Source organism: uncultured Nonlabens sp. (assembly GCF_947495285.1).
Lineage (GTDB): Bacteria > Bacteroidota > Bacteroidia > Flavobacteriales > Flavobacteriaceae > Nonlabens.
In genome coordinates, this window is record NZ_CANLXZ010000007.1 from 75260 (window position 1) to 87409 (window position 12150).

The following is a 12150-nucleotide window of genomic DNA, read 5'->3' on the forward strand; positions in this document are numbered from 1 at the left end:
AGTGGGCTGCAAATATACGCAGCCTTTAAACCTTACACAAGCTTTTTTTGAAAAAAAATTACTGCCCAATCTTTAAAGCCTCAAAACCAGACATTTCTCCCTCAAAAAAACTCGTTTTTATTTCAATGGGATTACAACATACTTCACAATCCTCTACATATATTTGAGAATAATCTGGATCTAATAACATAGATATTTCTTGCCAGCAATGAGGACACATAAAAAAGTGTTCTATCATAAAGGTAAATTAAGCAATTGACCAGCCAGTTGCAGCAATTGATACTCGGCTAGTTTTGCATCATACTTTGCTAGATTCTCAATAGTTTTTGCATTTAAAAGATTTAATTGCGCCTGTCTGAACTCTATACTCGAGACTTGTCCTAGCTTAAATTGCTCTTCAGTTCTTTGAAAGTTACTGCTATTAGTTAGCACATTTTGCTGTTGCATTCTATAAATAGCAAGTGCATTAGTATAATTCCCCTTAGCATTTGCTACATCTCTAAGGACTTCTTGTTCTACTTGCATTTTAAAGAATTCTTCATTCTTATAGGCTATACGAGCATTGCGCAACTCTGTAACACTTCTACCACCATCAAATATATTCCATGTTAAAGATGCTCCTAGATTAAAAGAACCACTAGTCCTCGTAGTAGCAGGAAAGAAAGCACTCGATGGACTATCTGTTTGATTCCAGCCGTAAGAGCCTGATAATCCTACAGTAGGCAGCAACAGCGCTTTACTCGTCTTTATGTCATAATCACTTATTTGTAGGGTAGATGCAGTCTGCAATAAACGTATATTATTATCACTTATTTTTTCTAGATAGCTATCTACTGTCAGTAAATTCTGAAGTACAATACTAGTGTCTACCATGAACTCACTTGTTAAATCTCTATTTAACAATAAATTGAGATCGCGTTTAGAATTGCGCAATTGTTGTCTTGCATTAAGAACATTAACGCTATCCATATTTATATCTACCCTAGCATTAAGAACTTCTAGTTTATTAACCTGGCCGTACTCAAACTGGTATTGCGCTCTTTCTTCTCGTTGTTTAGAGACTTGTAAGGTTTGCTCAAAAACCCTTAAGTTCTCTGTAATTCTAGAAACTTCTAGATAAACACTCATCAATTGTAAAGTCGTATTCTCCACGGTTGCACGGGCATCTAACTTACTTAAACTATATTGCTCTTTTAAACGCTTGTAATTATACAACCTACCTAACCCATCAAAAAGTGTATAATTTAAAGCTAGACCTGCGTTGTACTGTCTAGTTTCTGCGTTATTAATCTCGATATTCTCGCGTGGCGTCCCACTTGCTTGTAGCGCACCGTCAAAGTCTGTGGTAGAATCTGTATTATCATAACTAGCACCAGCCGTTGTTTGCAAAGAAGGTAGGTAACCTGAATTTAAGATACCTGCATTATTCTCAGCAATTTCTGTCACGTTTTTAGCTATTTTAATTCCGTAGTTATTTTGTAGCATGAGCTCAACAGCCTGCTCTCTACTTAGTAACGTCTCTGTGATTTGTTGGGTGTACGCTTTCGCGAAAGCGAAACACATAACAACACATAAACTATATAATTGCTTATTCATTTTCATTATCATCTAGTTCATTTTGCTCTGGTACGATACCTGTCAAATCTCTTTTTTTAGCCTTTTTACCAGTACGTAACCAATATATAGCAGCCTCTGTACTATTACCAAAACTTAAAAATAGCGGCAACATAATCAAGGTTAGCACAGTAGCCATTGCGATACCATAAGAAATAGAAATAGCCATAGGTTTTAAGAATTGTGCCTGTCTACTTTTTTCTAGCAACAGCGGTGCGAGACCGGCTATAGTAGTTATGGAGGTTAAGAAAATTGCTCTGAAACGACTTTTTCCTGCTTCAAATAGAGCGTCATCAAAGCTCAATCCTTCTTTTAAAGAGCTATTAAACTTACCTATAAGCACTAGTCCATCATTTACCATTATACCTATCAAGGCGATAATACCCAGCAGTGATAAAATATTAACCGGAAAACCATGAATCCAGTGTCCCCATCCTACAGCCACAAAACTAAAAGGTATAAGAACAATAAGCATAATAGGCTGCAACCAACTACGGAAGGTGAATGCAATCACAAAATAAATCAACAGTAAGATAACAGGACCTGCTACATTGAGGCTGGATAAAAATTTATCTGCCTCACGTGCCTGCCCACTCAAATAATTAGGCGATATAGTAGGATATTTGTTTTGTAGACTAGGAATAACCTCTGTTTTAATATTTTCTAATATCTCTGTAGCATCTTGGCTTGGGTCTTTAAGATCTGCACTAATAAGAACCTCTCTTCTACCTTCTAGGTGATTGATGACAACATCTCCTCTTTCTATAGTATAAGACGCTACATCTCTTAGTGGCACACGGTCACCAGCAGGAGTTAATACCCTAAATTCATCTAAGTCTTTAATACTATTGCGATTATCTCTATCATATCGCACCCACACTCTTATTTCATCCTGACCACGCTGAAAACGTTGTGCCTCTGTACCAAAGAAACCAGATCGCACCTGTGCCATTACTGTTCTAGTGGTTAGACCTAGTGAATAGGCTGTCTCTTTTAATACTAGATTGATTTCTTTTATACCAGCAGGGTCGTTATCTTCTATATCTTTCAACAAAGGATTTGCTGCTAGTATTTCTTTAAACTCTGCTGTGGCTGCTTTAAGCTCTGTAATATCATTACTAAGTAAAGATACTGCCACAGGACTACCACCAAAGTTACCTCCAGAACCGTAAGTAAGGGTTTCTGCGCTAGGTATAACACCTACGAGATCTCTTAAATAATTAGAAACTATGGCGGCATCTAGATCATCTGGCCTGCTCTCTCCAGGTAATAGATTGATACGTAAACTAGCTGACGAAGAAGATGTTTGTGATTTAATGATGTTCTCAAATAACTGGATACTGTCTCCATAAATCTCGTCTTGTAGATATTTTGCGGTAAACTCTATATTAACTTGAAGTGCCTTTGATTCTATTGAATTAATGATAGAGTCTGTTATAAATTCTGAAGTACCGTTAGGCATAGCCAGTGTCACTGTAACTTGATCACTTGATATACGTGGAAAAAAAGCTTTTTTAATAATACCACCGTTCATAGATCCTACTGTTAAAAATAAAGCGGCAAAGAAAAGTGAGAAAACAAACAGCTTGTTAGATAATGAAAATCTTAAAACAGGTGCGTACAGTTTATCACGCATCCAGTTCATAGATTTATCTCCATATTTATTAATAACGCGCATTTTTTGAAATGCTCTAGCGATACCTTTTTTAGGAATATCAGATTTAGGTTGTAAGGCTTTAGAATGTGCTAAGTGAGCTGGTAGAATAATAAGTGCTTCTACTAGTGACACGATAAGTGTTAAAATAACAATCACAGACACTTCTCCAAAAATATCTCCTATCCTACCTTCTAAGAATAAAAATGTAGAAAACGCGAGTAATGTAGTTATGATAGCACTTAAAATAGGTGGAATCACCTCCATAGTACCATCGATAGCTGCTTGTACTGGTGACTTACCATCTTCATAATGTTGGTAGATATTTTCGGCTATCACAATACCGTCATCTACCAGAATACCTATAACGATAATCATCCCAAATAGAGAGAGTACATTTATAGTCACGTCAAACTGACCTGCAAATATAAACATACCTAAAAATGCAATAGGTAAACCAAAGGCTACCCAGAATGCTAGTCTAGTATTTAAGAATATAGAAAGAAATAACAACACTAGCAACATACCGACTATTGCATTTTCTGCGAGTAGTGCCGTACGTTGATTTAAAGTTACAGAGAGGTCTCTAACTATATCTAGGTGAACGTTAGTAAATCGCAGATTGTAATTTTCTATGTATTCTTTAACTTTATCTGCCGCGTCTATTAAATCTTCAGAATTTGTACTGGTTACTGTTATATTAACAGCTAGTTTACTATCAAAATAAGTTGCATTAGGCGTTTCAGAAAAGCGATCTCTTATAACAGCTACATCTTTTAAAAGGACACTTGTACCATCAGACAATGTTTTTACAGGAATGTGACTCAATTCGGTTCCATAATAAGATCTACTATTTGCTCTTATCAGGTATTCTTCTGTATCAGTTTTAATATTACCTCCTGTAGTAAGAATATTAGAACTGGATACAGCGTTAGAAATATCTTGAAAGCTGAGACCATATCCATTGAGCGTATTTTCATTAACCGCAATCTCTATTTCTTCTTCTGGATATCCTTCTATGGCTATTTGAGAAATCCCTTCTATGCTTCTTAAATCATTTTCTATTTCTCGAGCCAACTGTTTTAAGGTTTTAAGCGGCACATCTTCACCACTAAGAGCAAAAGATATAGTCGGTCTAGATTCTTGTCTTTTAGAGACAACTAGCGGCTCCATACCTACAGGAAAGGAAGAAACGCGATCTACTGCGTTTTTTACTTCTAACAACATGAAGTCTATATTATACCCTTTAAGTATCTCTACAGTAATACTACCAGAATTTTCTCGCGATGCAGATGTGACCCTATCGATTCCCTCTATACCTTTAAGATTATCCTCGATTTTAAGAACGACGCCTTCTTCTATCTCTTGAGGCGATGCTCCAGGATAAGTTGCATTAATATTTATTATTTTTGAATCAGTAAGTGGGAAGAAGGAAGATTTAAGAGAAACCATCCCAAAAACTCCAAAAATTATCATTCCTACAATTACGACATTTACAGCAACACTATGCTTTATGAAATAACCTATTATTGATCTCATGCTGCTTTTTTAGAATCTAAATCTTGATTACTAGCTTTATTTACAGCATCTTCTGTCTCTACCATCATTCCTTTATAAGCTCCAGGCACAGATTGAGATATGATAACTGTCCCGTCTTTGATACCTTTTACCACGACGGTTTTATCTGAGTAATGAATAGGTTGTACGGTTATTAAATCTAGCTTACCATCATTAACGGCAAATAATTGATTCTCGTTTTGTATTAAGCTACGATCCAGCTCTACTGCGTCTTTAATTTTTTGAGCATCTAGATTTGCTGTAAGATACATTCCTTCTTTAAGATTCTCATGATTTACTTCTATAACAGTAGTAATGGTTTGAGATGCCTGATCTACTTTTCCATTTATACGAGTCACCTTTCCTTTATAAGATTTCAAACTAGAAATATTCTGGAGCTCTACCTCTTCTCCTACTTTTAACATGTCTGCAAAATCTGCACTAATAGCGACCTGCAATTCATAAGATCCTGTCTGTATAAACTCACCTAGCTGCTGCCCACTTCTTATGAGAGTACCTTCGGTCACCATAGCTTCAGTAAGGACACCTTTAAAAGGAGCGGTGATTCTATATTTACTTAAACGACTTTCTAGATTTTTAATAGTATAATAAGTAGTATAGATATTACGTCCTGTAATAAAGTACTTTTCTTTCTCATTTACAGCTGTAGGTAACGCTGGAGTGCTTGCGTTACCATTCCAGTTAGAAAGATAAGACTGCCACTGTGCAAAAGAATCTGGGTAATCCAGTCTTAGATCGGGCATGATGGCAGTAATTTGATTTTTAAGATTACTTCTAGCACTTTGAACCTGTGCATAGAACTCTCTATTATCGATGCTTATCATGGTCTGACCTGCGCTGTATTCCTGACCTTTTCTAAACAGCTTACCTGTAGAATTAAAAACACCACTTACTTCTGCATATAATTCTACACGCTTTTTGGCTTGTAAAATTCCATTTGCTGGGATTATGATGGGCACCATAGTGTTATAAATAGTGTCTGTAACAACTATTTTAACGTCCTTTTTTACTATGGGTCTAGGTGTCGTTTTACTGTCTGCAATTATTTGTGAACCTAAATAAGCTCCTATGATAATTATAACAGCAAGTATAGAGAGTATTGCTTTGCGCATTGTATTGATTTAGTGAGGCTTTACAGCGACCCCAAATCTACTTCAGCAAAAATTTACGAATCTTAAATTAACCTTAAAGCTATCCATTAAATAGATCTATTTCTTCAGATACCGTTTCCCACTTTGTCATCCACTCTTCTAGTTCTTTCTTTTTTGCCTGATAATTATCGAAGAAACCTTCTTTCCCTACCAGTTCATCATAATTTGCAGCGAGTTCTGCATCTAACTTTTGAATGATTTTCTCTAGGTCATTAATTTTAGCCTCGGCTTTTGAAAGTCTATTGTTAAGGGATTTTTGCTTTTTCTGATCTTCATAAGAGAGTTGTTTCTTTTCTGTTTCTTGCTTTCGCGAAAGCGAAACATCCTTAACCACTTCTACTTTTTCAATCGCCCTCATATCTTCGGCCTTTCTTTTACCTAGATAATAATCTATATCACCGAGGTAGAGGTTCAATTTATGATCACGGAATTCATAAACCGTCTCTGTTAAGCCCTGCAAGAATTCCCTATCGTGGGATACTACTATTAAGGTCCCGTCAAATTTTAATAAGGCGGCCTTAAGTACATTCTTAGACTGGATGTCTAGGTGGTTAGTAGGCTCATCCATTATAAGCACATTAAAGGGTTGTAGCAGCAACTTACAAAGTGCTAGCCTATTGCGTTCTCCACCGCTGAGTACTTTTACTTTTTTTTCTGCCTCGTCACCTCTAAAAAGAAAAGAACCTAACATATCACGTACTTTTACTCTATTACTGTCTGTTGCAGCATCTAGCATAATGTCAAGAACCGTTTTCTCTCCATCTAAATACTCTGCCTGATTTTGGGCAAAGTATCCTAATTGAACATTATGTCCCAAATTAATATCTCCTTGAGCTTTTACATCACCTACAATAATTTTTGCCAAGGTAGATTTCCCCATTCCATTCTGTCCTACAAAAGCGACACGCTTTCCTCTCTCTAGAGTAAGACTTACTTTATCTAACACATCTTTATTGCCAAATGATTTACTCACTTGATCGATCTCTAGAACTATTTTACCAGGCTGTATGGACTTAGCAAAATTAATATTCATCGCTGCGTTATCTGTCTGCTCTATCTCTACCACGTCCATGCGATCTAGTTTTTTAACTAGGGACTGTGCCATGGTGGCTTTACTGGCTTTGGCTTTAAATTTTTGAATTAACTTTTCTGTACGTTCTATTTCCTTTTGTTGATTCTTAAAAGTAGCTTCTTGTTGTTCTCGCATCTCTGCACGTAAGGCTAGAAACTTAGTATAAGGTTTAGGATAATCATAAATACGGCCCAGGCTTATCTCTATGGTACGATTAGTTACATTATCTAGAAACATCTTATCGTGACTTACTATAACGACTGCACCTGGATACGTTTGTAAAAATGATTCTAACCATAGAATGGAATCTATATCAAGGTGGTTAGTAGGCTCATCTAATAGAAGAATGTCGTGCTTTTCTAATAATAGCTTTGCGAGTTCGATCCTCATGCGCCATCCACCAGAAAGCTCATCTGTGAGCTTATCAAATTGCTCTGGTTTAAAAGCAAGACCTTTAAGAATTTTTTCTGTTTCTCCCTTATATTGATAACCTCCTATGATCTCATATTCATGATTAAGATCTCCTATATCTTCTATTAATTTAGAATAAGAGTCAGACTCATAATCGGTTCTAGTGACTAGCTGCTCGTTGATTATCTCTATTTGAGCTTCTATTTGTTTCGCTTTTGCAAAAGCGGTATACGCCTCTTCTAAAACCGTACGGCCTTTTACAAAGTCGATGTCTTGTTTAAGGAAACCTATACTGATATCCTTCTCAATAGCAATATTACCCTGGTCATAAGGGATATCGCCAGATATAACTTTTAAAAGTGTAGATTTTCCAGCACCATTTTTACCTATTAAACCTACGCGGTTGCCCGGATTAAGTCTAAAGGTAATTTCTTCAAATAACGGTTCTCCACCGAAACTTACATGTAAATCGTGAACGTTGAGCATAGTCGTTTTGTATCTTTGCAAAGATGCGCAACTGCGCGTTAACACTAAAGCTTTCTTATGCTAAAAGGCACTAAATTATACAGCATTTTTACAGGAACTTGCCCTGTATGCCAAAATGAGTCCATGTATACCAGTCACAATCTCTATAATCCTAGTAAAACGCAAGAAATGAATGAGAGATGTAGTCATTGTGATACTAAGTATAAAATCGAACCTAGTTTTTTCTATGGATCCATGTACGTAAGTTATGGAGTAGGCGTGGCAATAGCTATGGCTACTTTTGTTTTAGGCTATTATATATTAAATTTATCTAGATGGAATATATTTATAGCCATTACTTTTATTTCTATTTTCACCTTACCTATGGTTATAAGAGTGTCCAGAAATATATGGATCAACATATTCATGGATTATGATAAAACAAAGGACAAGAAAAGATAATTAGGTTACCGCAACAAATTAATTAAAAGTGCCATTAAACATTTTAAAACCGCTTTTATAATTTTAACACATGGAATAAAGGTGAATTAATTAAAACACCGATCCACATTCATTTCTTCATTAATCACTGCGTCGTTATACATTGTATCGTATAAATTTTGAGCAGCCCACGGTGCTATTAATACGGCTCTACTGCCCATGCCATTAAAGACATAATAGTTCTTATAATCTCTATGTGCTCCTATAAACGGTCTCCTATCTATTGTAGTGGGTCTTATACCATGTTTATGATCTATCACTTCATAAGCTAAAGTCAAGAAACGTTCTAACCTAGAGGTTAAAAACTCTTTTGCGGTTTCTGTAGAATTATCGGTAAGATCTTCTCTACTATAGGTAGCACCTACCCAAAACAAATCATTACTATAAGGCATTAAAAAAACAGATGATTTAATAATATGATCTAACTTTAAACCTGGCACTTTTATAGTAAGCACCTCACCTTTATTGCCCTGCAACGGTAGGTCTTTAAAATATGGATTAGATCGCAGTTTAAAACCTTCGGCAAAGATAATCTTACCTGCCTTCCACTCTTTATAACAAATATGATCTTTATGATGGGACAATTCATCAAAATCGAAAGACTCTAAAATAAGAGAAGACTGACTCTTCAAATAATCCAAACTTGCATTCATAAAACCTATGGTATCTAACCAACCGGTTTGCGTTACCAGACCAAAATTAAATGGAGCATCTATACCATAAATATCACGATGGACAATATCTGAAGACATAAAATCCTTTAAATCTTCCTTATAAGACTTTTTTACCCAAGTCTTAGTTTCTTTATTATCATGAAATCTTCTAAGAATATTAATGGGATGTAGTAAAGGAATACCTGTTATTTGCTCTACTAGTGGATAAAATGAATTCAACACCTCTAACTGCTGCGCAGATTTCCACACGCTAGTAAATCTTTTTAATATAGTAGGGTTATACACACCTGCTGCAACGGCTGAAGAACCTTTCTCAACGTCAGAAATCAAAATAACAGACTTCCCATTTAAAATCCATTGCCAGGCAAGAGTGCAACCAGCGATTCCCGAACCTACAATTACTATGTCTACTACTTTTTTACAACTCATAAAATGGATAAAGATGAAATATGTTACAAATATGAATAAAAATAAAAAAAATGCCTCGCTGTTGCGAGGCATTAATTATAATAATATATGTAAACTATTTATTAATAGTTCCACATATCAAGTTCAAAATTACGAACGATCTCTTTAAGTCTATCCGACTCTAAAAGTTGCATCATAGAATTGTCAGAAATATATTGATCAATTTCTCTATCTCCTTGAACGTTATCCATCTTATAAATAAGAGCATTAAACCTTCTGGAGTTTAATATATGATCAAAAGAGATAGGTCTAGCAGAGTTAAGAGTATTAAATGCTTTAGAATTATGTAACATTTCTCTAGCGTCTGGATAGTAGATCCAAAATAACTCAACACCAGTTGGGTCATCTGGAAAATTCACATCTGGAGTTACAGGACAAATTCCTAATAATCTGTATCGCAACTCACTTTGACGAGTGTCAAAATACCATAGACCTCTTATTCTATACTCCTTCACATCATCTGCACCGATAGTTTTAGTCTCGATATACTCATCAAAACCAGGAATATTATAGGTAACATCGATATCCAAAGGCCTAACACCTTCTTCAACAACAACACCTTCGTCATTAAGAACATCAATACCAGCATTAGTAATAATCTGACTTTTTAAAGTGCTTTCAATTTCCTTAAATTCACGAGCCTCGTTAAAATAAGAATCTCCATATAAGGTAATCTCACCAGACATGGCTGCCTTAGTTAAGACATGATATAAAGAACGACGCTCCTTACCGACATAATTAGTATCTACAGGATAATATAACGGAAAATTTACTCTTTCATCAAGATCGATAGATTCCCATACCGTACGTTGCCATAATATATCACGATCACCTACAAATCCATAAGGCAAAGGCTTATCATTATCATTTTCCAACTGTGATTCAGTTTTAGTACCGAATTCAGCAGGACTTTTAGCGTTAAGTATATTGTTTTGAGCGTAGGCCGTACCTGAAAGCACAACTGCAGCAAATAAAACTATGATCTTATTCATAATTTGAATTTAAATTTTTATTAATCTGTAATTTCAATAGCAATGTCAGAAACACTCTTCACATTAACACCTGGTAAAGCAGCTTTAATTTTAGTGATCTGTACGATATCTCCTTTACGTGCTTTCTTCAAAGTATTCTTTGCAGCAGAGCTTAACTTAGTTCCAGAAACAGGTACTGAAGGCTGCCCTGGAACCTTAAATAAGAAGCCAGTAACACGAGGTTTCAAGTCAAAATCAAAATCTAAAAACTCGGCTGAAACAGTTGAAATACCTAGATTAGAACGAGTCTTACTAACATTTTCATATGACTTACTTATCATACCAGTTGGTCTTGGTAAGTTCTTTATACGGAATTCTTTAGAATCAGAAACCTTTGCTCCATCAGGTAAAGTTCCAGTAACATTAATTTTTACCTTTTTACCTCTTCCAGGACTCATAACATAACTATTACCGCTCTTTTTAGTCAGACCAGGTGCAGAAGCATTTACCCTATTTCCAGAAATACCAGCAAATGAAATAGTCATAGGATTTGACACACCACGGTAAACTACATTCATCTTATCAGCAGCAATTGTTGCAGAGTTAGGTTTAGGAATAGTTGCAAATGATTGTTCCACTGGAATAAACTCTTCTTTACCATTTTCATCAAAAATAAGTTTACCAGTAATTTTGTGATCTCCAGGATTACCTGCACCTACTTTAAGTTGCACTTTACCTTCTAAGATTTCAAAATCTATATTTTCTTTAAGCGTTCTTCCATCTAATTTAAGCTCCACTCGTTTAGGCTTAAAAGCAGCATCTTTTTTACCTAAGACAATACTACCATCAAATTTCTCACCATTATAATAAGCCGATTTAGGTTGCTCCATAAGAGTCGTTAATTTTGTAACACTTAAAGCTTTGGCCTGCTCATTACTTATCAAGCCACTCAAAACTTGCGTTTCAATATTTTTGATCTCACTTTGTAATAAAGTCAGTTTTGCAATAGAAGCAATTAAAGGGTAACCCTTATAATTGTAGTCTAGATATGACATGGTAACCTGTTCGTCAATTTTAACATCAGCAGGAGTAAACTTTTTATCCAGTTCAGCTGCTAATTTACTGTTGTTCGGAACAGCGTTCTTTACAGCATCACGATATTCTGTCATACGATTTAAGAACTCCTGGCCGTCCTTGGTAATAACGCCACCTTCTAAAAATTTCACATCAAGAAAATCACCTTTATCCATAACGGCATATTCAAAAGGATCTTCAACAGTACCTTTCATTTCCGTCTTAAGATCTTCAATATAATCATAGTATTCCTTAGACACTTGATCTACCTTCATCCCCTGTTCTTTGGCTTTACCATATTGTTCAGGCTGAGCGGCTGCTAATTCTATAAGACCATCCATAGCGTCGGTGTTCTTACTTGTAGAAGCAACATTACTCTCTTCTATATTCACATTAAGTAGTCCAAATGCGTTAAGCACCTCTTTACTCATGTTTAATGCTAACATTGAGATAAAAACCAGATACATTAGGTTTACCATCTTCTGTCTTGGGGATTGTTTTCCTCCTGCCATAATAT

At 35.6% G+C, this 12150-nt stretch carries 9 protein-coding genes; 1 reads left to right on the top strand and 8 read right to left on the bottom strand.

All coding sequences use genetic code 11. The features are described 5' to 3' along the window. Window positions 1-58 precede the first annotated feature (58 nt). The 5 genes from Q0838_RS04315 to Q0838_RS04335 all read right to left on the bottom strand — a co-directional run bounded on the left by Q0838_RS04315 (window position 59) and on the right by Q0838_RS04335 (window position 7966). Entirely contained in the window at window positions 59-238 is a 180-nt protein-coding gene (locus tag Q0838_RS04315) for a CPXCG motif-containing cysteine-rich protein (RefSeq protein WP_298951796.1), read from the bottom strand. Next, entirely contained in the window at window positions 235-1602 is a 1368-nt protein-coding gene (locus tag Q0838_RS04320) for a TolC family protein (RefSeq protein ID WP_298951798.1), read from the bottom strand. The genes Q0838_RS04315 and Q0838_RS04320 overlap by 4 nt, the downstream gene beginning before the upstream one ends. Next, complete coding sequence (locus tag Q0838_RS04325) at window positions 1589-4807, bottom strand: efflux RND transporter permease subunit (RefSeq protein ID WP_298951799.1); 3219 nt, start codon at window positions 4805-4807, stop codon at window positions 1589-1591. Before Q0838_RS04325 ends, Q0838_RS04320 begins: the two co-directional genes overlap by 14 nt. Further along, entirely contained in the window at window positions 4804-5958 is a 1155-nt protein-coding gene (locus Q0838_RS04330) for an HlyD family efflux transporter periplasmic adaptor subunit (protein WP_298951800.1), read from the bottom strand. The genes Q0838_RS04325 and Q0838_RS04330 overlap by 4 nt, the downstream gene beginning before the upstream one ends. 79 nt (window positions 5959-6037) lie before the next feature. Continuing rightward, a complete protein-coding gene (locus tag Q0838_RS04335) occupies window positions 6038-7966 on the bottom strand; it encodes an ABC-F family ATP-binding cassette domain-containing protein (protein WP_298951801.1) in 1929 nt (642 codons plus the stop codon). A gap of 57 nt (window positions 7967-8023) precedes the next feature. On the opposite strand from Q0838_RS04335, the gene Q0838_RS04340 reads away from it, so the two are divergent. Continuing rightward, a complete protein-coding gene (locus tag Q0838_RS04340; protein ID WP_298951802.1) occupies window positions 8024-8407 on the top strand; it encodes a DUF983 domain-containing protein in 384 nt (127 codons plus the stop codon). A gap of 86 nt (window positions 8408-8493) precedes the next feature. On the opposite strand, the gene Q0838_RS04345 is transcribed toward Q0838_RS04340, so the two are convergent. The 3 genes from Q0838_RS04345 to gldM all read right to left on the bottom strand — a co-directional run bounded on the left by Q0838_RS04345 (window position 8494) and on the right by gldM (window position 12145). Then, window positions 8494-9549 carry an FAD-dependent oxidoreductase gene (locus Q0838_RS04345; protein ID WP_298951803.1) on the bottom strand — a complete coding sequence of 352 codons (1056 nt, stop codon included), beginning with the start codon at window positions 9547-9549 and terminating at the stop codon, window positions 8494-8496. 101 nt (window positions 9550-9650) lie between these two features. Next, complete coding sequence (gldN, locus tag Q0838_RS04350; RefSeq protein WP_298951804.1) at window positions 9651-10580, bottom strand: gliding motility protein GldN; 930 nt, start codon at window positions 10578-10580, stop codon at window positions 9651-9653. Window positions 10581-10600: 20 nt separating this feature from the next. Continuing rightward, window positions 10601-12145 (bottom strand): gliding motility protein GldM, encoded by a 1545-nt coding sequence (gene gldM / locus Q0838_RS04355; RefSeq protein WP_298951805.1) that lies wholly within the window; start codon window positions 12143-12145, stop codon window positions 10601-10603. Window positions 12146-12150 lie beyond the last annotated feature (5 nt).

Excerpts from the sequence above, each read along its gene's own strand:
- Q0838_RS04315 (WP_298951796.1), bottom strand. The coding sequence starts at position 238 with ATGATAGAACACTTTTTTATGTGTCCTCATTGCTGGCAAGAAATATCT.
- Q0838_RS04320 (WP_298951798.1), bottom strand. The coding sequence starts at position 1,602 with ATGAAAATGAATAAGCAATTATATAGTTTATGTGTTGTTATGTGTTTC.
- Q0838_RS04325 (WP_298951799.1), bottom strand. The coding sequence starts at position 4,807 with ATGAGATCAATAATAGGTTATTTCATAAAGCATAGTGTTGCTGTAAAT.
- Q0838_RS04330 (WP_298951800.1), bottom strand. The coding sequence starts at position 5,958 with ATGCGCAAAGCAATACTCTCTATACTTGCTGTTATAATTATCATAGGA.
- Q0838_RS04335 (WP_298951801.1), bottom strand. The coding sequence starts at position 7,966 with ATGCTCAACGTTCACGATTTACATGTAAGTTTCGGTGGAGAACCGTTA.
- Q0838_RS04340 (WP_298951802.1), top strand. The coding sequence starts at position 8,024 with ATGCTAAAAGGCACTAAATTATACAGCATTTTTACAGGAACTTGCCCT.
- Q0838_RS04345 (WP_298951803.1), bottom strand. The coding sequence starts at position 9,549 with ATGAGTTGTAAAAAAGTAGTAGACATAGTAATTGTAGGTTCGGGAATC.
- gldN (WP_298951804.1), bottom strand. The coding sequence starts at position 10,580 with ATGAATAAGATCATAGTTTTATTTGCTGCAGTTGTGCTTTCAGGTACG.
- gldM (WP_298951805.1), bottom strand. The coding sequence starts at position 12,145 with ATGGCAGGAGGAAAACAATCCCCAAGACAGAAGATGGTAAACCTAATG.